Source organism: Lipingzhangella halophila (assembly GCF_014203805.1).
GTDB classification, from domain to species: Bacteria; Actinomycetota; Actinomycetes; order Streptosporangiales; family Streptosporangiaceae; genus Lipingzhangella; species Lipingzhangella halophila.
On the sequence record NZ_JACHJT010000001.1, the window covers coordinates 2,941,962 to 2,964,517 of the forward strand.

Below are 22,556 nucleotides of genomic sequence, written 5' to 3' on the forward strand. Positions count from 1 at the left end.
GGTTATCGATCGCTTATACTGGAGCGTGTCCAGCCGGCGCACCGTCCTCTCGGCAAGCCGGAGACGGCGACTATCGTGCGCTACGACTTTTCGTTGAGGAGGCCACTCCCATGAAACCCGGTATCCATCCCGAGTACCGCCCAGTGGTGTTCCGCGACCGCGCGGGCGACTTCACCTTCCTCACCCGCTCGACCGCGACCAGCGACCGCACGATCGAGTGGGAGGACGGCAACACCTACCCGCTCATCGATGTCGATATCTCCAGTGCGAGTCACCCGTTCTACACCGGCAAGGGCCGAGTCATCGACACCGCCGGACGAGTGGAGCGCTTCGAGCAGCGGTACGGCCGGCGCCGGCGCTGACCCGCCCCGGCGGCTGGTGAGGCACCGGGCCCCTCCCCCGGTGCCTCTCCAGCCGCCGGCATGCCTGTCCGCCCCTCAGATGGCCGCGCGCCGCTGCAGGTAATGGAACGCCCCCCAACCCGGCAGCGCGGGGAACCAGAAGGTGAGCACCCGGAACAGCAGCACAGCCGGCAACGCGATCGCGGCCGGAAGTCCCGCGACGGCGGTCAGACCACCGAGCAGCGCCGCCTCCACCGCGCCCAACCCGCCCGGGGTGGGCGCTGCCGACCCCAGGGCGTTGCCCGCGAGGAACACCACCGCCACCGCCGCCAGGCTCGCCGACCCGCCAAACGCGAGCACCGAGAACTGCAAGCAGAGAATGAACCCGGCGGTGAGCAGGATCGTGCCACCGAACCCCATCGCCAGTCGGCGCGGGTTCTGCAACAAGTCCAGGAACTGCGGCAGCACCCCCCGGAAGTAGGGACGCAGCCGGTCCAGCACGGCCCGGCGCAGCGCGGGAAGCAGCAGGACCGCAGCGACCGCCACGGAGAGCACCGCGCTCACCACGAGCAGGGTCAGCGGCGGGGAGAAGTCCGCGAAGTGGGCCGAGCCCGTGAGATAGGCGAAGACCAGCATCATCGGTACATGCATGAGCAACCCGACAGCCTGGGACAACCCGACCGCGGACAACGCGAGTCCACCCGAGGCACCCATCTTCGTCACATAGCGCGTGTTGAGGGCCACCATGCCCACGCCCGCCGGCGCCGCGATGCGAACGAAGGACACCGCGAACTGCGCCAGCACCGTCGGCCAGAACGGCAGCCTGATGGGCACGAACCCCATGAGCGCCATCGCCGCGGCCGGCATGCACAGCACCGACACCACCAGGGACGCCGTCGCCCATCCCAGGTCCGCCTCCCGGACCGTGGAGAAGTCGACGTCGACAAGCTGGTACGCCAGCACGATGCCGACCACGGTGGCGGCGGCGGCACTGACCACGGTCCGCGGCTGCATGCGTTCCAGCTTCGCCGGGCGGGCCGGCGCCTCCGGCGCGACGGCGGTGATCCGCCCGCGGACAGCGCCCAGCAGCTCAGGGTGTTCCCGCAACTCGGCACGCAGCGCCTGCGGCATCCCGGCCGGCTGCAGGAACGGCAGCGCACCGGCCACCGCCTCCACACCCAGCGCCCGCACCGCCGAGCGCACCGCGCGCTCCTCCCCCACGCGCACAGCCAGCGCCGTCAGCAGCGCGGCGACATCCAGCGACGCCCGCAGGGGCGCCGCGGCGATACTGCCGTTCGACAGGTCCGTAAAGGCGACCCGGCCGTCCAGCCGGATGCCAACCGTCGCGCCGGTGAGGTTGCCATGCACAATGCGGTGGCGGTGCAGCCGGTCGAGATCGCCCCACGCGCGGTCCAGCAGCCCGCTGGTGAGCTCCTCCGCGTCCAGGTCGCTGAGCCTGCGTACCCGGACGTGCTCGCGCACCAGGGCGACCGTTCCGGCGCCGAGCTCGGTGACGGCCAGGATCCCGGGCACCGCCGCGCCCGCCGCGCGCGCGGCGAAGTGCATCAGGGCGGTGTGCTCGACCCTGCGGTGCAGCCCGAACTGGATCGGCGGGGCAACCGGGGTGCGCAGTAGCAGCACCCCCATCAGGCGCTTCCACACGCCCGCGGTGTCATCGGCGCGCAGGAGCACGATATCGAGGCGCTGGTCGACCGTGTCGGCGACGAACCGCTGGTTGCCGTCGGCGTCGCTGCCCTGGGAGGTCAGGTTCAGCGGCTCCAGGTCGAAACGGCGCAGCTCCCGAATGAGGCGGTCGGTGGCCGGGACCGGCATCGACAGGCCGACCACATAGCGGGCCACAGAGGCGCACGTCCAGCCCACCAGCACGGTCAGTACCAGCGCGAGCGAGGTCGTCACCCCCGCCAGCAGCACCGAGGCCGCGGTGATGGCGATCCCCGACCACATGACCACCCGCACCCGCGGGAGGTGTCCCAACGGCATGGCGCGTACGTAGCCGATGGCGGCCGCCAGGTAGCCGTGCAACAGCGCGGTGAACACCCCACCGGAGCCGGCGCCCGCCAGCACCTCGGGCGGGCCCGCGGGCGCCGAGGCCGCGAGCACGGCCGCGTTGACCGCCCCGGTCAGCCCGTACCCCAGAGCGCCCGCGACGAGTCCGCGCACGACCTGGCGGAACTCGCGGCGGATGAGGACCTCCAGGGCGGTGATGCTGACCAGAACGATCACCGTGAGGTTAGCGATCCCGACGAGCAGTCCGAGCAGTGAGGGGGGCACCAGCGCGCGGAGCTCGTCCGGGTCGGTGGTTTCGGCGGCGTCAGTGTCGGTGACGATCCACACAAGAAGTAGCACCACGGCCACCAACAGTGCACTTCCGATGGCGATCAGCAGGTCCAGCGGTCGTCGGGCCGCCGGGCGGATCTCCTCCAGCGCCGCCGCGCTGTTCGCGGGTTTGGGTCCTCCTTGTTGCACGTTTCCAGCCTGCCGTATGCCGTGTCAGGACCGTGTCAGGCCCCGGCACGTGTTCCCGGGGAACAGGTGGTTCGAAGAGACCGGAGCGGGCAGAGGCCGGGAAGTGTGGTGTTTGACCAAACTGTCGCCTTTACGATGTAGATTTCTAAATTGGATCTGTGGCGCCGATGCCGAGCGCGCTGCGGAGCATCCCAGCCCGCTCGGTCGTGCGGCGAGGGACGGGCCAGTGTCCCTGTCGGCCCTACTGGTAGGACCAGCCCGACCAGCGGTACACGTCGACCAGGATCACCGGGCCATCGGGCGGCGACTGGCCGTATTGGGGGTAGCGCCCGGTAAGCCACCGCAGCGCCGCGTCGCGTTCGGGGCCCTCGTGGACGATGCGCGCCTCGCCGTCGGCGCGGGCCCACCACAGCCGCTGCCAGTCGTCGTCGTACTCGTCGGCCAGCAGGCACACCCGAGGGTTCTCGGTGATGTTCGCCAGCCGTTTGAGGTTCGTCGTGCTCTTGGGTTTGGTGTCGATGGCGGTCGCGACCGTGTCCCCGTACACCGCGAAGGTCACCGGCACCAGGTGGGGCTGGCCCGCCGCGGAGACGGTGGCCAGGCGCGCCACCCGGCTCGCCGCGAAGCGATCCCGGGTTCGCTCTGAGCTCCAGCGCATGTGTGCGACGGTGCCACACGCACCGCGCCGGTGGCCGTTCCCGCGCGGGCGTGCCTACTCTCCCGCGGCCAGTTCCGCGACAATGTCGCCGGCCGGGCGGGCCGCGGCGGCACGAAATCCGGTTCCGGCCCACATGTGCAGGGTCTCGGGGTCGGCCGCGCGGGCCGCGGCGGCGCGGATGGGGCCGGTCAGGTAGTGCACGTGGGGGTAGGCGGCCGGGGCGGCCGGCCCGTGCTCGCGCAGGAACCGGTTGGCCAGGCCGCGGGCGCGCCGGCCGCTGAACGCGCGCGTCACGGCCGTGCTGGTGAAGCGGGCGTCGGCGAGCGCGTCCTTGTGCGTACGGTTCGCCCCGCTCTCCGGGGTGCGCAGGAGTGCCGTTCCGACCTGCGCGGCGACAGCCCCGGCGGCCACAGCCGCGCGGACGTCGCCGCGGGTGGCGATACCTCCGGCGGCGAGCAACGGAACCTCGACCGCGGCGCGCACCGTGGCCAGCAGTTCGAGCAGGGGCGTGGTCCGTTCCTGGGTGTCGTCGAACGAGCCCTGGTGCCCACCGGCTTCGGCCCCCTGCACGCACAGCATGTCGGCTCCGGCGTCGGCGGCGGTACGCGCCTCGCCGGAGCTGGTGACCGTGACGATGACCGTGGTGCCCGCCGCGCGCAGCGCCGCGATGTCCGCTGCCGCCGGACAGTTGAAGGTGAAGCTCACGTAGCCAACCGGGTCGGCGGTGAGTGCGGCGAGCTTGGCCTGGTAGTCGTCGTCGCTCCAGTGTGCGCGCCCGGGTTCGGTGCCCAGGCGCTCGGCCTCGGGCAGCAGCCGGGTGCGGTAGGAGTCGAGGACAAGCGGATCAAAACGGTCGGGCCCCGGGACGAACACGTTGACGCCGAACGGGTACCTGGTGAGCTCCCGGGTCGTGCGGACCAGGTCCCCCATCTGGGCGGCACTGGTGTATCCCGCCGCGAGAAAGCCCAGCCCGCCGGCCTGGTTCACGGCCGCGACCAGTTCAGGAGTACTCACGCCGCCGGCCATGGGCGCCGCGACAATGGGCGTGTCGAAGTCTGGGGTGCGTGGCACCGCGGGTCCTCCTTGCGGGCGATGGCGGGGGCCGTTGGGAGCCAGTTTGGCAGGCCCGGGGTGCGGGGCTGCCGAGTACCCGCGCGGCGCCGCATCGTGGCATAGATAACAGGGATAACGTGCGCTAACGATGAGCGTTCTGGTTAGTGGGCATTACGCTCAATACCGTTTGATCGGCACGTCAGCGCCCATCCCAAGAGAGGCGATTCGCGATGATCGATCCCGCCACCATCACGGCCGCGGTCGCGACCACGGCCGCCGGCTTCGGCCTGTTCGCCGCCGGCGGCCTCGCCCACATCATCAGCGAGCGCTTGGAGGAACGCGACCGCGCCCGGGAACAGCCCGCCGAGACCGCAGAGGTCTCCCCGGCCGCCGAGACCGCCGAGCGCGACGCCCGAGAACGGCAGCCGGCCTGATCCCGCCCGCGCTGGAGAGCTCACTGACCGTCCGCGACCACCTCGGACAACAGAGCCGGATCAACGTTGCCGCCGGAGACCACCGCCACGGTCGGGCCGTCTGCGGGCACCCGCCCCGTGCGGAACGCCGCCGCCGCGAGCGCCCCACTGGGTTCGGCGACGATCCGGCTCTCGCGGGCGATCGCCCCCATCGCCGACCGAATCTCGTCCTCGGTGACCGTGACGATCCCGTCCAGGCGTTCGCGCAGGTGGGCGAAGGTCAGCTCAGAAAGTCCTACCCGCGTGCCGTCGGCGATGGTGCGCTGCGCCCGCTCCGGCGGCCAGGAGACCAGCCGGTCGGCGTCCAGGCTCTCGGCGGCGTCAGCGGCCAGCTCCGGCTCGACTCCGACTATGCGCGTCCGCGGACTCAGCGCGCGCACCGCGGTCGCCACCCCCGAAGCCAGTCCCCCGCCGCCGACCGGGACGAGCACGGTTGCCGGTTCGGCCAGATCCGCACACACTTCCGCGCCCACCGTGCCCTGTCCGGCGATGATGTCCGGGTGATCGAACGGGGGAACCAGCGTCAGCCCTCGCTCCTCGACCAGCTTCAGGGCAGTGGCCTGCCGGTCGGCCGGCGCGGCCGGCACGATCTCGGCACCGAACCGGCGCATCGCGGCGGCCTTCACCCGTGATGCCCCTTCGGGAACCACCACGACGCAGTGGATCCCCTCGCCCCGCGCGGCATAGGCGAGTGCCTGACCGTGGTTGCCGGAGGAGTGGGTGACGACCCCGGCCTGCCGCGCCGCGGGCTCAAGGCACGCCAGTGCGTTGACCGCGCCGCGGATCTTGAACGCCCCCACCGGTTGCAGGTTCTCCGGTTTGAGCCACAGCGGCGTATCGCTCCGCGGGCCGGGCAGCAAGGGGGTGCGCAGCACCCGGTCACGCACCCGCTCGGCGGCGGCGCGGACGTCGGCCAGTGAGATCAGCTCCATGCCCGCAGTATGCCGCCGGTACCGCCGCCGCCGATGACCGGGGATGGCCTCCCCTCGCTCTCTGGCGCCGGCCCCCGTGCGGGGCCGGGAGCTCCGATTCCGCCGCGGGCAGGTCACGCACGCGGCGCGTACATCATGATGGCGACGCCGACCAGGCAGGTGGCCGCGCCGATCAGGTCCCACCGGTCGGGCCGGAACCCGTCGACCACCATGCCCCAGGCCAGGGAGCCGGCGACGAACACCCCGCCGTAGGCGGCCAGGATCCGCCCGAAATGCGGGTCGGGCTGGAAGGTGGCGATGAAGCCGTACGCCCCAAGGGCGAGCACCCCCGCGCCAACGAACAGCAGGCCGCGGTGCTCGCGGACCCCCTGCCACACAAGCCACGCGCCACCGATCTCGGCAAGAGCGGCGAGAACGAACAGGGCGATGGAACGCGCGACAAGCATCGTGCCTCCTTATCGGGTAACCGCCCGACCGAGGTGACCGAACGAGCTTGCATGGTCCCGGCGGTCAGGCGGCGTCACCATGAGGATGCCAGGGAGGTCACGGACTCTCCAGCCCGGCCGCCGCGACAGCTTGGCGCACGACCCCGTCGAGCACCTCCTCGTAGCCGGCGGGCACCAGGACACTGACATCGACCAGCCCGCCGGGCGCGGCGTCGACCGTGTCCGGGCCGCCGGCGAAGCCCAGACGCAGCCGCAGCGGTTCGGGCCGTGCCACCTCCCGCAACCACCGGACGAAGAGCGCGTCGAACTCGTCCAGGCGCATCGGCACCTGCCCGGCGGGCAGTGTGCAGGTCTGGGGAATCCACGTCATGGCCGCACCTCCGGTACTCACCGCCCACGCCGTTCGCCGGGCCCAGTACAAAGCTAACCCGGTACCCGGGTACCGGGTTCAACCCTCCGCGGGCCTGGAGTGCGGGGTGCCGGGAACGCGCGATGCGTTCCCGGCACGCCCGTGGATGCGGGCGGGACCGCGGACCCGCCCGCCATCGCCTATCGCAGCTCGCGCTCGGCGTAGACCCGCATCGTGTCCCGGACGAACGCCGCCGTTCCCGCACCGTGCCGGTCATAGGTCGCGGTGAACCGCGGGTCGTCGACGTACATCTGGCCGAGGCCCGCGAACTGCTCCGCGGTCGGGTTCCTGCCCTGCCAGCCGAGGGTCACCCACTCGTACTGGCGCTGGGCGATCGCCTGCACTTCGTCACTGTCGGGCGAGCGGCCGGCAGTGAGGGCCGCTCCGAAGTCGGAGGCGATCTCGCGCTGCTGGCGCTGGAACCCGTCCTGTTCCTGTTTCGAGAGCGAGCGCCACCACTGGGCGCCCGACTCGTAGGCCTCGCGGCCCCACTGTTGGATCATCTCGTCCTTGTACTGCTCGTGGTGGAACCCGTCGAGGATCTCGTCGGCCATGAGTTGCTCCTCTTCTTCCGTCTTGCGCAGGGTCGTGCGTACCGACTCGATCTGGCGTCCTATGCGCTCGCGTTCGCGTTCGAGCAGCGCCAGGTGGGTGCGCAGCGCGGCCGCGGCGTCCTGCTCACCGGCCAGTACCTCGGTGATGGCCGCCAGCCCCAGCCCCAGTTCGCGCAGCAGCAGGACGCGCTGCAACCGCACGAGGCAGTGCTGGTCATAGAAGCGGTGCCCGTCCTTGCCCACCCTGCTGGGGCGGAGCAGGCCGATATGGTCGTAGTGCCGCAGTGTCCGGCTCGTTGTGCCCGCCAGGTGCGCGACCTCCTGGATGGACCATTCCGCAGGCATTGCGACGACCGCCCTTCCCCTCATCTCGATCGGCGGTGCCGACGGTAGAGGTTGACGCGGCGTCAACGTCAACGCACTCTGGGCATCGAGTTGCGCACCACCGCGAGGCAAGCACCTGCGCGCGGGATACGTGCGGCCCGACAACGGCGGCGAGGAGCCGGATGGTTGAGGTTGGTGGTGAGCAGTGCGGTAGCGGTGGTTGCGCGTGCGACGGGGCAGCGACGGTGGTGGAGGGGTCAGCCCGCCACCCACGGCACCGATCTAGCCGAAGAAGCCGAAGGCGAACAGGGCGCCGTTGGTACCGGCGATCACGATCAGCGCCAGCACAATGCCGGTGACGAAGCTCGTCCGCGCCGAGCGCATCAGGTACTCCAGCGCCACCACGTTGTTCAGCAGGAAGTAGCCCAGGTAGAGGGCGTGCAGACTCCCGCCCTCGCTCAGGACGCCCTCGTAGTACCAGGGCGTGCCCCACATCTCGGTGGCGGTGAACCACTGCCAGGCATAGGACGCGGCCACACCAAGCGGGAACTGGATGAGCGGGATCACCAGCAGCGGGATGAGCTTGACGAAGCTCCACAGGCCGGGTTGCGCCGCCCGGCGCGCCTGCGCCTGGGCTCGCTTCGCGGCCTGCTGCTCGGCGCGCAGCCGTTCCTGGTGCGCGCGCTCGGCCTCCTGGCGGCGGCGCTGCTCCTCACGCTGCTGCTCCTGGTAACGCTGCTGTTCGTGTTCGCGGCGGCGCTGCTCCCGTTGGCGCCGGGCCTCGTCTTCGGGTGAGCCCCGGTACAGGTCGCCATACGCGTCCCCGCCGCCCGGCATCGCCGCGGTCGGCGGCGGCTGGCCGCCCCCCGCGCCGGCCTGGCCGTACTGGGCGGTTTGCTGCGCGCCGGTGCCCGCCTGCGTGCCCATGACCGAGGTCGGATCCGGGCCGCCCTGCTGGGGAGCCTGCTGGGTCGCCTGTCCGTCGGTCAGCATGGAGCCGGCTGCCGCACCCGCCGCGGCGGCGCCCAGCGCCGAACCCGTTCCGGTGGTTGTGGGGCTGTCGGAGTCGGGGGCGCTGCTCAGGGCACTGTTTACCTTGTTGACCTGCTCTTGCACTCCCCGCATGAGTTCCGGGGGCAGCCAGGACTGGCCGATGGGAACGTCGCCGAGCGCGTCGAGCACGGGACCCGGGCCCGGGCGGCGGGCGGCGTCCTTGGTCAGGCAGGCGGCGACCAGCCGCTGCAGTGATGGCGGCACCGCGGACATGTCCGGCTCGTGCTGCATGACCCGCATGACCATCGTGTGCATCGCGCCCTCACCGAACGGGCCGACGCCGCGTGCGGCGTAGACCAGCACCGATCCCAGAGCGAAGATGTCGCTGCTGGGCGTCATGCGCTCGCCCTGGATCTGCTCGGGAGACATGAAGCCCGGGGTACCGATGATCGACTGGGTGGCCGCGGTTCCCTCGGTGGCGCGGGCGATACCGAAGTCGATGACGCGCGGGCCGTCCTCGGCCAGCAGGACGTTGCCCGGTTTGAGGTCGCGGTGGATGAGGCCAACACGGTGGATCTCGCTGAGCGCCTCGGCGAGCCCGGCCGCCAGCACACGCTGGGTGTGCTCCGGCAACGGGCCATAGCGCTTGACCGCCTCGTCCAGCGGCAGCGACGGCACGTAGGAGGTCACCAGCCACGGCATCTCGGCGTCGGTGTCGGCGTCGAGCACCGGCGCGGTGAAGGCACCGCTGACCTGGCGGGCCGCCGTCACCTCGCGGGCGAAGCGCTCGCGGAAGGAGGGGTCGGTGGCCATGTGCGGGTGGATCCGCTTGATGGCCACGGCACGGCCGCCCACGGAGCGTCCGAAGAACACCTGACCCATTCCTCCGGCACCCAGGCGCCCGATCAGCCGGTACCGGCCGATCCGCTGCGGGTCGCCGTTCTCCAGTGGGCCCACGTCTGAACCTCCGCAATCGCTGCCGTGCGCGTCGAAACCCTTGAGAGCGTAACCACGAACCACAGTCGCGCCGACCGGTCCATTGGAGTGGGGGCCGGATGATTGGCGGGATGGGCGCGTGGTCCCTGATAGTCAGACGCATAGTCTAGGCCCCTGGTGCGCACTCTAGTGGCGCCTTTACAGCGTAGATTTCTAAAGTGCGAAAGCTCCCGGGCAGTCCGGCAGCACCCGGTTCGCTGAGCTAGCCTGCTGTCATGCCAGAAGGACCCCTTCCTCCAGAACAGTGGTTCGCCTCACTGCCCACCGCCCACCTGGCCGCATCAGGCCTGCTCACCGACCAGGACGGCAACGTTCTGATCGTCGACCCGAACTACCGGGACGACTGGACGCTCCCCGGCGGGGTCGTGGAGGACAGCGAACCGCCGCACCTCGCCTGCGAACGCGAGGTGGCCGAGGAGGTCGGCCTGGACCGCACGGCCGGCACCCTACTCGCGGTGCAGTGGAGCGCGCCCTCGGGCGTGCGCACCAAGCCGTTCGTCTCCCTTGTGTTCGACTGCGGCATTGTCGACCCCGGCGCCACGATCACACTGCAGGAATCGGAGCTGGACGACTACGCGTTCGTCCCACCCGACCGCGCGGTCGCGCTCCTGTTTCCACCAATAGCACCGCGCCTTTCCGCTGCCCTGCGTGCCCGCGAGACGGGCAATGCTATCTACATATCGTGACCCCCAGCCCCTGTCGTTTCGGCGCTGGGCAATCGCGGGAACCAATACGAACGGGAAACAAATCCAAACAGTACCGCGAAATACTATGCAGCCTGAATGGCGACCGGGGCGCGTTCCCTTCCGGCAGGACCCGCTTTCCAGCACCACGCCGAGACCGTAATCGCCGTAAATAGGGGCAGGAGACGGACACGACGCGCCGTGCCCGGCATTGACCGGTATGCGGGACGCTGCGATAGTCTCCTATTCACTCGGACTCCGCACTCACCTGCGGCGATCCGGAGCATCGCAGTATTGAGACGTCAGCCCAACGCCTCGGTGCGGTAGGTCCGAGGCCGCGGGAGCCCAGAGCCACCGCCTGCCGCACTCCCCTCCAGGTGGGGGATTCGGTCTGGCCGGCCTTCACGGAAGGACGCGGTACAGATGTATAAGCCTGATGACGGGCACCTCTCCCCCGACGGCTTCGCCGACATCATGCGTTCCCTGTTCGCCGAGCCGGAGGTGCACGACACCCTGCAACGGATCGTCGGTCTGGCCGTCGAGACGATTCCCGGTTGCGACTACGCCGGTGTCTCGGTGGTCGAGGGCCGCGGCAAGGTGCACACCCCGGTAAGCACGCACGAGGCGGCCCGGGCCAGCGACGCCCTGCAGTACCAGTTGCGCGAGGGCCCGTCCCTCGACTCCATCTGGGACAACGACTACGTCTACCTGCCCGACGTCGCCAACGGCAGACAGTGGCCGCGCTACGCCGAGGAGGCCTCAAAACTGCCCATTGGCAGCCTGTTGACCTTCCGGCTGTTCACCTCCAGGGAGACCCTGGGCGCGCTGAGCCTCTACGCCCGTACAGCGCACGCCTTCGAGCCGCAGGACCACGATGTCGGGGTGATCTTCTCCGCACAGGCCGCCACGGCGCTCGCCTCGACCCGGCGGCTGTCGAACCTGAACCGCGCCCTGGAGACCCGCGAGACGATCGGCCAGGCGCAGGGGATCCTCATGGAGCGGCACCGCATTACGGCCGACCAGGCATGGCAGTACCTCAGGTCGGCGTCGCAGAACCTCAACGTGCGGCTCGCGGAGCTGGCCGAGCAGATCGCGCGCACCGGCGAGGACCCAACGCGGCTACAGGCCAACACCAGGGCCGAGCAGGAGGGTTCCGGCGGCTGACGCGGAGCCCGTCACCCGCCGTCCACGAGATACACGGCCGCGGCCCCGGTACTGGCGGAGCCGGGGGCGGTCTCCGGGGTGGCGGCGAAGTCCCGGTTCGCCGGGTCCGCCAGGGACACCACCAGGAGCAGCAGTAGGAGTGCTCCGATGGTCCAGGCGCACACTGTCACGAACGTCGACTGCGGGACGGGTTCGTCGTCCGGGGACGTCGGCTCCTCCGGGAGGTCGGCCGCGGAGCGCTCCACGCGCCGGACGTAGCCGGGATCCTCGTCCCTGAGGTGCTCCTCGATCGCGCGCAGGCGTTCGTTGTCGTACCGCGAAGTCGCCATGGCACGCCCTCCCTTCCGCCTTGCTGCTCGACGGCCGAGGGGGGCCACTACCCCGAGCCAATCGCGGCTAACCGAGGCCGCCACCGGCCCCGGGTGACCCAATTCACCGCGAGACCCCGCCAATTGGCGGGTTTATGTATTTCCCGATTCGTTAGTGGGGAAATACCGGGAGGAACAGAGGTGCCAATCCGGTACCGCCCGAGCCGGGCGGCCATACTCTCCGCGGCGTGATGGGGGGCACCCCGGAGAGGGCCGCCCGGCGTTTCTGTTCAACCCCGTAAAAGCTGGATCTTTACCAAGAATGAACTGCGAACCCCCTCTCGTTTGGCATAGGGTCGAAATTGTTGTGCATGAGGTCCGACAGCGTGGCCTGACGAACCGCCAGCCAAGCCCAGCCATCCAGAAGCTGGATGAGGCAGCGGACGCGACGGGAAAGTCTCCCCGAGCGCAGCGACACGCGCCACGGGTGAGCACGCGCCTGGACCGTCCACCGCCACAGGGCTCGGAGCGGCTGCACAAGCGCATATGGCGAGGGATGTCAACCGATGACTGCATCGAGCACGCTTCGCAGCCGGACAGAGGCCGCCCCCCGTCCCAGTTCAGCCCGGGACGGGAGATCGGATGAGGCCTACTACACGAGGACCAAGGAGCTCTTCAAGGAACTCCGGGACGCCGCGGACCACTACAGGCGCGACGAGGTCTATCGTGAGCTCGTCGACCTGCACGCGCCGGTGGTCCGGCGCATCGCCCGCCAGTACCGTCACAGGGGCGAGCCCGAGGAGGATCTGCGGCAGGTCGCGACGGTGGGTCTGATCCAGGCCATCCGCGACTTCAACCCGGACTTCGGTAAACAGTTCATCTCCTACGCCCTGCCGATGATGACCGGTGAGGTCAAGCGGCACTTCCGCGACCGCACCTGGGCCATCCGCGTACCGCGCAAGTACCAGGAGAAGCGTCCCGAGCTCAACCGGGCCACGGCCGCCTTCGAGCAGCATCACGGCCGTTCGCCCGCCGTCTCCGAGATCGCCGAGATGCTGGAGATGACGCACGGCGACACCATCGAGCTCATCGACGCCTCCAGCGCCTACAGCGCTCTGTCGCTCGATGTGCCTTACGGCGCCGACGAGGAGGAGACCACCCTCGGCGACACGCTCGGCGAGGAGGACCACCTCCTGGAGACCGTCGCCGACCGTACGGCGCTGCGCCCTGCGCTGGAGTCACTGACCCCGCGCGACCGCCGCATCGTGCTGCTGCGTTTCGCCGGTGACAAGACCCAGGCGCAGATCGCCGAGCAGGTGGGACTGTCCCAGATGCATGTTTCCCGCAGGCTCTCGGCGGCACTGGCCAACCTGCGCACGCAGCTCAACCCGGATGTTTGAGGTGGTACCAGCGGGTGGGCCGGGGCTTTTGCCCCGGCCCAGTTCTTTGTGCGCCCAGTTCTTTGTGCCGCCAGGCCTTAGCTGGTGGCCTGTTCGAAGTCCTGGGCCGCGGTTTCCCGGGCGTGGGCGATGGAGAAGTCCAGATCACCGTCGTGGACCCACGCGGTGAGGTGGGCGCCCTCCTCGATCTCCCCGTTGAGTAGCAGTGCCGACAGCCGGTTGCCCACGTTGCGCTGGATGGTCCGGGCCAGCGGGCGCGCCCCGTACTCGGGCTGGTGGCCCGCCTCGGCCAACCAGCGGACGGCGTCGTCGGTGAAGCTGATCGTGATGTCCTGGGCGCGCAGCCTGCGTTCGGTATCGTCCAGCAGCATGCGGGTGATCTGGCTCAGCTCCTCGCTGCTGAGGCGGGTGAAGACGATGATCTCGTCGATGCGGTTGATGAACTCCGGGCGGACCTCCTCGCCGAGCCGGCGCATGATCCGGTCCCGGGTCGCGGAGTCGCCGTCCTGGGTTCCGGTGAACCCGATGGGGCCGCCGCCGATGGTGAACTCCGAGCCCAGGTTGCTGGTCATGATGACCACGACATTGCGGAAGTCGACCGTGCGCCCCTGCCCGTCGGTGAGCCGGCCGTCGTCGAGGAGCTGCAGCAGCAGGTTGAACACGTCGGCGTGGGCCTTCTCGATCTCGTCCAGCAGGAGCACCGAGTAGGGCTGCCGCCGGACGGCCTCGGTGAGCTGGCCCGCCTCCTCGTAGCCGACGTATCCGGGTGGGGCGCCGACCAGGCGGCTGGCGGTGTGGCGTTCCTGGAACTCGCTCATGTCGAAGCGCACCATCCGCTCCTGCGAGCCGAACAGCGCCTCGGCGAGCGCGCGGGCGAGCTCGGTCTTGCCGACACCGGTCGGCCCCAGGAACAGGAAGCTCCCGATGGGCTGGTCGGGCGGGGCAAGGCCGGCCCGGGAGCGCCGGATCGCCTCGGAGACGGCGCTCACCGCCTCGTCCTGGCCGACGACGCGCTGGTGCAGCCGCTCCTCGAGGTGGGTCAGCCGCTCGCGCTCCTCCTGGGTGAGCTGAGCCACGGGGATTCCGGTCAGCCGGGAGACGACCTCGGCGATGTCGACGATCTGGACCTCGGGGACCTCGGATGTGCCTTCCGAGCGCGCCTGGCCGATGGACTCCCGCGTCCGGTTGATCTCGTCGCGCACCTCGGAGGCCTGCTCGTAGTCCTCATTGCGGACCGCCTGCTCCTTGCGGTTCTCCAGCTCCCGCAGCCGCTGTTCGAGCTCCTGCAGGTCGACGCTGGGTGTCTTGGTACGCAGCCGCACGCGCGCGCCGGCCTGGTCGACCAGGTCGATCGCCTTGTCCGGCAGGAAGCGGTCCGAGATGTAGCGGTCGGAGAGCTCGGCCGCGGCTTTCAGGCTCTCATCGGAGAAGCGGACCTGGTGGTGCGCCTCGTAGCGGTCCCGCAGCCCTTGCAGGATCTCGATGGTGTCCTCGACATTCGGTTCGGAGACCAGGACCGGCTGGAACCGCCGTTCCAGAGCCGCGTCCTTCTCGATGTTCTGCCGGTACTCGTCGACGGTGGTCGCGCCGATGACGTGCAGCTCGCCGCGGGCCAGGGCGGGCTTGAGCATGTTGCCCGCGCTCATCGACCCTTCGGCGCCGCCGGCGCCCACGACGGTGTGCATCTCGTCGATGAAGATCAGCAACTGGTCGGCGTTGCCGCGGATCTCGTCGATGAGGTTCTTCAGCCGCTCCTCGAAGTCGCCGCGGTACCGGGTGCCGGCGACGATACCGGCGATGTCGAGTTGCACGAGGCGCCGCCCGCTCAGTGTTCCGGGCACGTCGTCGTCGGCGATGCGCTGCGCGATGCCCTCGACGATCGCGGTCTTGCCCACGCCGGGGTCACCGATCAGGACCGGGTTGTTCTTCTTGCGCCGGGCGAGCACCTCGATCGTCTGCTCCACCTCGTCGTCCCGTCCGACCACCGGGTCGAGCCGGCCGTCCGAGGCCAGGGCGGTGATGTCGGTGCCGTGCTCGTCCAGGTGCGGTGTGGAGCTCTGCTCGGTGCGGGCGCTCCCTGCGGGTGTCTCGCCGGAGCGCGCTGCCGTTTGCAGCGCATCGGGAGTGACCCCGGACTCCGCCAGCCGGCGGCCCATCGGCGACTCGCTGTTCACCGCGAGCGCGAACAGCAGGTGTTCGGGTGCGATCAGGTGCTGGTCGAGGGCCCTGGCGATCTGGTGGGCGTCGAGCAGGGTGCGCTTGGCGGTCGGAGTCAGCATCGGCACGTCCGGCCTGGCCTGTGGAGCCCGTTGCGCCGCGGCGGACGCGGCCCGGGCCAGCTCGTCGGAGTCGGCACCGGTGCGCGTCACGAGGGTGCGGGTGGGCTCGTACTGGAGCAGCGCCCAGAGCAGGTGCGGCGCGTCGAGGTCGGTGCGGTCGGACTCGATGGCGCGTTTGAGCGCGTTGCCGACCACTTCGCGTGCCTGGCCGTCCATCAGCCGCGAGAGGTCGACGCGCTGGGTGGGGCGGCGTGCTCCACCCGGCCCGAAGAAGCGCGCCAGGAACTCCTCGAACGAGCGCGGGTCGTACCCGCTCGGTCCCGGGAAGTCGTGCGTCATGGGTGGGTCTCCTCTCTCGGCGAGAGTGCCTCGCGAGCGGCGGGCCCGCGTGCCCGGGAGGCGGTGTGCTTGGTACCGGCAGCGTTCGCGGCCGGTGTGCCCTGGGCACGCGGTCCGCTACCCGGTTCCCGGGCCGGGTAACGCTCCAGGCCGCGGTCGGGATTGCGTCGTGCGACAGGTCACAGCTGGCGTTCCGGGCAGCTCAGGATGAGGGTCCCGGGCGGTCGGGGGTCTGCCCGTCGGGCACGTAGGGGTGGTTCAGGTCGAACGTCGGCCGCTCGCTGCGGATGCGGGGCAGGGAGCGGAAGTTGTGCCGGGGTGGTGGGCAACTGGTCGCCCATTCCAGGGAATTGCCGGAGCCCCAGGGGTCGTCCTCGGTCACCGGGGTCGCGTGCCGGGCCGTGTACCAGATGTTCCACAGGAAGATCAGCGTGGACGCGCCGAGAACGAAGGACCCGATGCTGGAGACCATGTTCATCGCGGTGAGGCCGTCGCCGGGCAGGTAGTCGGCGTACCGGCGCGGCATGCCGGCGGCGCCCAGCCAGTGCTGGATCAGGAAGGTGGCGTGGAAGCTGGCGAACAGCGACCAGAAGTGCAGCTTTCCGAGCCCTTCGTGCAACATCCGGCCGGTGAGCTTGGGCCACCAGAAGTAGAAACCGGCGAACATCGCGAAGACCACGGTCCCGAAGAGGACGTAGTGCATGTGGGCGACGACGAAGTAGGTGTCGGTGACGTGGAAGTCGATCGGCGGCGACGCCAAGAGTACCCCGGTCAGCCCGCCGAACAGGAACGTAACCAGGAATCCGATGGCGAAGAGCATGGGTGTGGGGAAGGTGAGCTGGCCGCGCCACATCGTCCCGATCCAGTTGAAGAACTTGATGCCGGTGGGCACCGCGATCAGGAAAGACAGGAAGGAGAAGAACGGCAGCAGGACCGCTCCGGTGGCGAACATGTGGTGCGCCCAGACGGTCATGGACAGTCCGGTGATGGCGATCGTCGCCCCCACCATGCCTACGTAGCCGAACAGGGGTTTGCGCGAGAAGACCGGGATGACCTCGGTGATGATGCCGAAGAACGGCAGCGCGACGATGTAGACCTCCGGGTGCCCGAAGAACCAGAACAGGTGCTGCCAGAGGATCGCGCCGCCGTGCTCGGGAGAGTAGACGTTGGCCCCGAGCATCCGGTCGGCGCCGAGCGCCGCCAGCGCCGCGGTGAGCACCGGGAAGGCGATCAGGATGAGCACCGAGGTGAACAGGGTGTTCCAGGTGAACAGGGGCAGCCGGAACATGGTCATGCCGGGTGCGCGCATGACGACGATGGTCGTGATGAAGTTCACCGCGCCCAGGATCGTGCCCAGACCCGCCACGATGAGCCCCAGTACCCACAGGTCGCCGCCGAGGCCGGGGCTGCGCACGGGGTCGTTCAACGGCGCGTAGGCGAACCAGCCGAAGCTCGCGGCGCCTCCCGGAGTGAGGAAGCCGGCCATGACGATGAGCCCGCCGAACAGGAACAGCCAGTAGCTGAACATGTTGACCCGGGGGAACGCCACGTCCGGGGCGCCGATCTGCAGGGGCAGGATCGCGTTGGCGAACCCGGCGAACAGCGGCGTCGCGAACAGCAGCAGCATGACCGTGCCGTGCATGGTGAAGAGCTGGTTGTACTCCTCCAGCGACACCACCTGCAGTCCCGGCCACAGCAGTTCGGCGCGGAAGAGCATCGCCATGACGCCCCCGGCGACGAAAAAGCCGAACGAGGTGATGAGGTACAGGTGGCCGACGATCTTGTGGTCGGTGGCCGAGAGCCAGGAGACGAGGACCGACCCCTTCGCGGTGCTCTCGGGTAGGGCCTGGCCCACACTTTCGGTCCTGGTCATCGGCGGTTCCATCCCTCGTTCAAGGTCCGCTGGGCGACACGTTCAGGTTCCCCTTGATCCGCGCGCCGCGCCGTCGTGCTGCCCCGGCGTGTTGTGGACCCGGATGGGCGCGCGGCCTCGGGGAGCGGGCGGGCCGTTCCGCGGTGCGCGGGACGGCCGGCGTGAAGGGGCGCGCTACCCAGCGGTGGCCGCGGGCTAACCCGGCCTGGTCACCACTCCCCTCGTGCGGCGGGTGCGTGGTACGCGGCAGCTGGGGCGTTCGCCGAGTCCTCTCTGCGCGGGGACGTGCACGGTCCGGGATTGCCAGCAGCGAATCCGTGCGTGGAGGTTTCAGAGCTGCGCGGATTCGGTAAGCGTCCTGGTACCGGACGGAGCTGCGGTGCCCCGGGAGGGGCACACCCGGCCCGAGTGGATCGGTCCCTCCTGAACTGTGAGTTGTTGGGGGGCCAGGAGGGGGATCGCCCGGCGGTGTGCGCGGTCACCGCACCGCTCTCCGGTACCAGATGATGGAGGGGGCTCCCACGGGAGCCCCCTCCGGAATCACGAGGGTGGGTCAGGCGGGTTGGGGATGCCGGTCAGGCCCGGCTGCCGCGGCGGCGACCTCCCGGTAGAACGTCTCGGTCTCGCGCACGATCCGCGCCCAGGAGTAGTTGGACACGGCACGTTGCACGGCCGCGTTGCTGTGGTTCTCGTGTCGAACCGGGTCCGTGAGGAGAGAGTCGTCCAGCTCCGCGCGGGGCGGCCCGCCGGCGACGACCAGATTGACATCAGGCAGCCCGTCCAGCGTGGCGATGATGGTGTCGATTCCCCGGGACGCGTCCAGGGGCCGGTCGCCAGAACCCGGTACGTCGGCAGCGGCGCACACGTCGGCGCAGTCCAGGTTGAGGTGGACACAGCGGACCAGGTCAGCGACGTCCGACTCGCCCAGGCAGGCGTCAGAGCAGGCGAGGCATGCCTGCGCGCACTCCGCGAGCCGCTCGATGCAGGTCTTCACGGTCTCGATGTCGCCGTCGATGTCGCGCGGATGGGCGCGCAGCAGCTCCTCGGCTTGGGTGGGCATCGTGAACTTCACTCTCGTGCACAGGAATGGCGGAATGCGCGTTCCCCGCTACCAGGTTTCGGTCGACACAAATGCCGGACATCGGTGACGTGAAGCGTCAAACCGGACATGGGGCACTAGAGCGCGCCTTACCCGAGGATGGCGCCGGATACGCCGCGGCGCGAGACGTTTGGGCAGGCCAGCGCCCGGTAGTGGTTCGGTAGTCGCGACGGGAGGGATTCCGATGGATGTGCGGGATGTGACGGTCAAGACCTCAGACGCCGAGCTGAGCGGTGACCTGGCGCTCGGGCCCGAGGCGGCGGGGGTCGTGCTGTTCGCCCACGGAAGCGGGAGTTCACGGCACAGTCCGCGAAACCGGACCGTCGCCGAGGCTCTGAACAGGTCCGGCTTCGGCACCCTGCTCATCGACCTGCTCACCGACGACGAAGGCCGGCGCGACGAGGAGACCCGCGAGCTCCGGTTCGACATCCCCCTGCTTACCCGGCGGCTGACCGGCGCCGTGGACTGGCTGGCCGCCTCCGAGCGGACGTCGGGGCTGCCCGTCGGCCTCTTCGGTGCCAGCACGGGCGCCGCCGCCGCGGTCGGCGCGGCGGCGGCGCGCCCCGAGCGGGTCCACGCGGTCGTGTCCCGGGGTGGCCGGGTGGACCTCGCGCCCAATGGGCTGAGCACGCTGTCGGCCCCCATCCTGATGATCGCCGGCGGCTTCGACGAGCCCATCGTGCGCATCAGCTTCGAGGCACAGCGCGCCCTGCACGTGGCCAGCGATGTGCACGTGATCCCGGACGCCTCGCACCTCTTCGAGGAGCCGGGGGCGATGGAGCAGGTCACCGGCGCGGCCATGGACTGGTTCCGGGACCATCTGCCCGGGTGAGGGCGCGGCACGACAAAGCCGGGGGCCGCTGTTGGCTGGTGCATCAACAGCGGCCCCGCGGCCGTTCCCCCCACTCTCCGGCGGGTGTGGCACCCACCGGCGGAAGCGCTTTCGCGCTTCCGTCGCCGGCGTGCGCGGCCCCCCGAAAACCGCGCACGCCGGCGTCGGCCGGGGCCCGCTGCGGAACCGAAACGGTCCCGAGCACGGGCCCCACTCGGGTGGCTGGCGAGTACCCGGGAATGTGCGCCGGGTACCCGCACGCAACGAGAAGCCCCCCGTGAGCGTTGTCCCGTCTTGGTGGCTCGCTATCCAGTTCCACCGCGGATATGCGTGGGACCGCCCAATTTTGCGCCGACGACACTTGAGAGGCCGGATGGTCCGGGAGTGCCGGCCATCGGCGCGGTGGATGCGTGGTGCCGCATCCAACGGGCGCGGCGAAGACACCGAATAGGCCAACCCTCCGTAACCGGTGCGGGTGCCCGGCGGTGACGCTGTCAACCAGGCAGCGGGTGGGCCAGCCCCCGGTAACCGCTCCTGGTGCCCGATGGTGACGCACGCGAGGAGGCAGCGAAGGCAGCGTGCGGCGGACGCGCGAGCGTGTGGGTGCCCTCGGCCAGGGTGCAGCCCCCCGTGGCGGTGCCGCGCATACCCCTCACACGCGCCCGCTATGTCCGGTCCCGCGCCGCGCCGTTGCGCACCGAACCTGACCGTGGAGACACTGTCAGCGCCGAGAATGGCGCCGCGGACACCCTCGACGCGTCCGGCCACCGGGAACCCGCACCGATGAACGCCCACCTCCACCGCCCGGCGCCTTCGCCGCCCCGTCGAGCGCGTCACCACCCGCTACCAGTGCCGATGATCGCGCGGTTTTGTTTGAGGACTCCCTGGCGGATGGTTCCAAGCGGAAAGGAACACGCAAGGGCCAGGCGGCTTTGGGCTTGACGGAACTGGGGCCTTTACAATGTAGATTTTTACACTGGAACCAGGGCTACCTGAACGTCGAGTGCCGCGGCATCGGCGAGGTCGCGCTTCCCCAGTTCGGCGCCCCGCAGCTCGCCGCCGGCGGCCAGTACAGGTTTGGTCTGGCGCGAGGCTAGCGGCCGGCTACGACGGGGCCACCGCGGGATCCGCCGGGTCAGGACCGCAGTTTCAGCGCCAGGAAAAGATCCACGCGGTGCTCCAGGCTGCTCAGGTCGCGCCCGGTGAGTTCCTCCACCCGACCGATCCGGTAACGCAGTGTGTTGACATGGACGTGCATCGCGGCGGCGCACCGCTGCCACGAGCCCGAATGCGCGAGGAAGCGCTCCAGGGTCCGCACCAGGTCGGAACGGTGGTCGCGGTCGTACTCCAGTAGCGGGCCGAGCAGCCGATCGCGGTAGGAGGAGCGGACTTCCTCCGGCACCGAGGCGAGCAGCAGTTCGTGCGAGTCGATCTCGGCGCCCGCGATCACCCGGGACCGCCCACCGCGCTGTTCGGCGAGGCGGCGCGCATGGCGGGCCTCGACCGCCGCGCCCCGCAGGTCCACGACGTCGCGGGCGGTGGAGCTGGTACCCACGGCGATCCGGTACTCGTCGAGCCCGGGTTCCAGGCTGCGGGCGGCGCGGGTGATCTCGGCGTGCAGTTGCTCGGCGGCTCGGGTGCCGGCCAACCCGGTGCCGGGGACGGGGACCACGGCCAGGGTCTCGTTCTCACCGGTCACTACGGCGCCGGGCCAGTCGGCGACCAGCTCGGAGACGATCCGGCGAGCGAGGTCGGGCAACCGCGGCTCGGGGAGCAGAGTCGCGCTCACGGCGACGTACCCCCGCCGCTCGCCGTCGGCGCCCTCAGGCCGGGCCGCGGCCTGCAGCAGGGCGGACACCTCGTCGAAGCGCTGGGCGACCAGCAGTGACGCCAGCCCTTCGGCGTGCCGGGCGTCGCTGAGCCAACGCTCCTCGACACGGCTGCGGGCCAGCACCGCGATGGAGACGATCTCCGCGACCGACTCGTGGGTCTCCTCGGCCCACGAAGCGTGGTTCCCCACGCAGACGAGCAGCCAGCTCGCGAGCGGGTGCGAGGCGCGGGTCTGCACCGGCAGGATGGTCACGGTCGAGCCCTCGGTACCGCCCAGGGCGGGAAGCTCCGTCGTGCGCGGGAAGCTCGACCAGCCCAGGGCGCGGGAGGCAAGCTGCTCACGGCCGGCTGCCGGCAGATCCTCGCCGGAGGAGGCCACCGGCTGGCCGGTGCTGGAGATGACCCAGGCGCGGATTCCGGCCTCCTCGGCCGCCCCGGCGAAGACTTCGGGGAAGTCCGCGCCCGCGGCGACCTCGGCCATCAGCCGGCGGTGCCGGTCGCGGGTCTCGGCGATGCTGCTGATCCGCCGGTGCGTCAGCAACCGCACGACCTCCTCGGTGACGACACCGAAGGAGGTCTCGGAGGGGACCTCGATCAGCGGCATGTCGTGCCGCTCGCACGCCGCGATCAGGTCCGCCGGCACGGCGCCCAGCGCTGTGCCCGCGGCCAGGCAGGCCACTCCGGCGTCGTCGAGGGAGCTGACGAACCTTTCGGAGTCCTCGGCGCAGGAACGCCACATCATTCCGGTCAGTACCAGTTCGCCGCCGCGCAGGTAGCGCCGTGGCTCAAGCAGGTCCGTTGTGTAGGCCCAACTGATCGAGCGGTGCGCGTGCCCGGCTCCGCTCAGGAACCGCAGATGCAGGCGCGGAATCGCGAGAAGTTCACTGATCTGCATGGCCTGTTCCTTGCGTCACCATGGTCGCACGGTAGCGGATCGGGTTCTCCGGCGTGCCGGGTGTGCTGCCCCAACAGCGTACTTGTAGGAACCGACAAAGTGTTGGGGGATGGTGTGCGGTTGCTTCATGTCATCGCGTCCTAGCTCGGCCGCGAGACAGGGTGGTGTACTTCACACATACGCCGAAC

At 70.2% G+C, this 22,556-nt stretch carries 19 protein-coding genes; 6 read left to right on the forward strand and 13 right to left on the reverse strand.

The genetic code is table 11. The annotated features are described in order from the left end of the window. Window positions 1-110 precede the first annotated feature (110 nt). Complete coding sequence (locus F4561_RS13690) at window positions 111-362, forward strand: type B 50S ribosomal protein L31 (RefSeq protein WP_184579040.1); 252 nt, start codon at window positions 111-113, stop codon at window positions 360-362. A gap of 75 nt (window positions 363-437) precedes the next feature. Here F4561_RS13690 and F4561_RS13695 read toward each other — a convergent pair whose 3' ends face one another. From F4561_RS13695 to F4561_RS13705, 3 genes are all read right to left on the reverse strand, one after another. Then, the gene (locus F4561_RS13695) at window positions 438-2,828 is read right to left on the reverse strand and encodes a lysylphosphatidylglycerol synthase domain-containing protein (protein ID WP_312885248.1); all 2,391 of its coding nucleotides are present in this window, start codon (window positions 2,826-2,828) and stop codon (window positions 438-440) included. Between the two features lie 241 nt (window positions 2,829-3,069). Further along, window positions 3,070-3,486: a TIGR03668 family PPOX class F420-dependent oxidoreductase gene (locus tag F4561_RS13700; RefSeq protein WP_184579043.1), complete on the reverse strand. Its 417-nt coding sequence runs from the start codon at window positions 3,484-3,486 to the stop codon at window positions 3,070-3,072. Between the two features lie 54 nt (window positions 3,487-3,540). Then, window positions 3,541-4,557 (reverse strand): nitronate monooxygenase, encoded by a 1,017-nt coding sequence (locus F4561_RS13705; RefSeq protein WP_312885249.1) that lies wholly within the window; start codon window positions 4,555-4,557, stop codon window positions 3,541-3,543. Window positions 4,558-4,769: 212 nt separating this feature from the next. Here F4561_RS13705 and F4561_RS13710 point away from each other — a divergent pair, with 212 nt between their 5' ends. Continuing rightward, window positions 4,770-4,973 (forward strand): hypothetical protein, encoded by a 204-nt coding sequence (locus F4561_RS13710; RefSeq protein ID WP_184579046.1) that lies wholly within the window; start codon window positions 4,770-4,772, stop codon window positions 4,971-4,973. A 20-nt stretch (window positions 4,974-4,993) separates the two neighbouring features. On the opposite strand, the gene F4561_RS13715 is transcribed toward F4561_RS13710, so the two are convergent. The 5 genes from F4561_RS13715 to F4561_RS13735 all read right to left on the reverse strand — a co-directional run bounded on the left by F4561_RS13715 (window position 4,994) and on the right by F4561_RS13735 (window position 9,627). Next, window positions 4,994-5,944 (reverse strand): threonine ammonia-lyase, encoded by a 951-nt coding sequence (locus F4561_RS13715; RefSeq protein WP_184579049.1) that lies wholly within the window; start codon window positions 5,942-5,944, stop codon window positions 4,994-4,996. A 113-nt stretch (window positions 5,945-6,057) separates the two neighbouring features. Beyond that, entirely contained in the window at window positions 6,058-6,390 is a 333-nt protein-coding gene (locus F4561_RS13720; RefSeq protein ID WP_184579052.1) for a YnfA family protein, read from the reverse strand. A gap of 97 nt (window positions 6,391-6,487) precedes the next feature. Then, window positions 6,488-6,760 (reverse strand): hypothetical protein, encoded by a 273-nt coding sequence (locus F4561_RS13725; protein ID WP_184579055.1) that lies wholly within the window; start codon window positions 6,758-6,760, stop codon window positions 6,488-6,490. Between the two features lie 179 nt (window positions 6,761-6,939). Then, a complete protein-coding gene (locus tag F4561_RS13730; protein ID WP_184579058.1) occupies window positions 6,940-7,698 on the reverse strand; it encodes a MerR family transcriptional regulator in 759 nt (252 codons plus the stop codon). A 261-nt stretch (window positions 7,699-7,959) separates the two neighbouring features. Then, the gene (locus tag F4561_RS13735; RefSeq protein WP_184579061.1) at window positions 7,960-9,627 is read right to left on the reverse strand and encodes a serine/threonine-protein kinase; all 1,668 of its coding nucleotides are present in this window, start codon (window positions 9,625-9,627) and stop codon (window positions 7,960-7,962) included. Window positions 9,628-9,881: 254 nt separating this feature from the next. Here F4561_RS13735 and F4561_RS13740 point away from each other — a divergent pair, with 254 nt between their 5' ends. Further along, window positions 9,882-10,352, forward strand: a complete 471-nt coding sequence (locus F4561_RS13740) for an NUDIX domain-containing protein (RefSeq protein WP_184579064.1) — start codon at window positions 9,882-9,884, stop codon at window positions 10,350-10,352. Window positions 10,353-10,772: 420 nt separating this feature from the next. After that, the gene (locus F4561_RS13745; RefSeq protein WP_184579066.1) at window positions 10,773-11,513 is read left to right on the forward strand and encodes a GAF and ANTAR domain-containing protein; all 741 of its coding nucleotides are present in this window, start codon (window positions 10,773-10,775) and stop codon (window positions 11,511-11,513) included. Between the two features lie 11 nt (window positions 11,514-11,524). On the opposite strand, the gene F4561_RS13750 is transcribed toward F4561_RS13745, so the two are convergent. Further along, window positions 11,525-11,842, reverse strand: coding sequence for a DUF3040 domain-containing protein (locus F4561_RS13750; RefSeq protein WP_184579069.1), 318 nt, complete (start codon window positions 11,840-11,842; stop codon window positions 11,525-11,527). A 545-nt stretch (window positions 11,843-12,387) separates the two neighbouring features. Between F4561_RS13750 and F4561_RS13755 the strand changes: the two genes are divergently transcribed. Beyond that, window positions 12,388-13,221 carry a SigB/SigF/SigG family RNA polymerase sigma factor gene (locus tag F4561_RS13755; protein ID WP_184579072.1) on the forward strand — a complete coding sequence of 278 codons (834 nt, stop codon included), beginning with the start codon at window positions 12,388-12,390 and terminating at the stop codon, window positions 13,219-13,221. A gap of 77 nt (window positions 13,222-13,298) precedes the next feature. Here F4561_RS13755 and F4561_RS13760 read toward each other — a convergent pair whose 3' ends face one another. The 3 genes from F4561_RS13760 to F4561_RS13770 all read right to left on the reverse strand — a co-directional run bounded on the left by F4561_RS13760 (window position 13,299) and on the right by F4561_RS13770 (window position 18,772). Next, window positions 13,299-15,839 carry an ATP-dependent Clp protease ATP-binding subunit gene (locus tag F4561_RS13760; RefSeq protein WP_184579075.1) on the reverse strand — a complete coding sequence of 847 codons (2,541 nt, stop codon included), beginning with the start codon at window positions 15,837-15,839 and terminating at the stop codon, window positions 13,299-13,301. 202 nt (window positions 15,840-16,041) lie between these two features. Next, window positions 16,042-17,712: an aa3-type cytochrome oxidase subunit I gene (gene ctaD / locus F4561_RS13765; RefSeq protein ID WP_184579078.1), complete on the reverse strand. Its 1,671-nt coding sequence runs from the start codon at window positions 17,710-17,712 to the stop codon at window positions 16,042-16,044. Window positions 17,713-18,265: 553 nt separating this feature from the next. Then, complete coding sequence (locus F4561_RS13770) at window positions 18,266-18,772, reverse strand: four-helix bundle copper-binding protein (protein ID WP_184579081.1); 507 nt, start codon at window positions 18,770-18,772, stop codon at window positions 18,266-18,268. A gap of 223 nt (window positions 18,773-18,995) precedes the next feature. Between F4561_RS13770 and F4561_RS13775 the strand changes: the two genes are divergently transcribed. Further along, the gene (locus F4561_RS13775) at window positions 18,996-19,643 is read left to right on the forward strand and encodes a dienelactone hydrolase family protein (RefSeq protein WP_184579085.1); all 648 of its coding nucleotides are present in this window, start codon (window positions 18,996-18,998) and stop codon (window positions 19,641-19,643) included. Between the two features lie 1,135 nt (window positions 19,644-20,778). On the opposite strand, the gene F4561_RS13780 is transcribed toward F4561_RS13775, so the two are convergent. After that, window positions 20,779-22,368 carry a PucR family transcriptional regulator gene (locus F4561_RS13780; protein ID WP_184579088.1) on the reverse strand — a complete coding sequence of 530 codons (1,590 nt, stop codon included), beginning with the start codon at window positions 22,366-22,368 and terminating at the stop codon, window positions 20,779-20,781. Window positions 22,369-22,556: the final 188 nt, after the last annotated feature.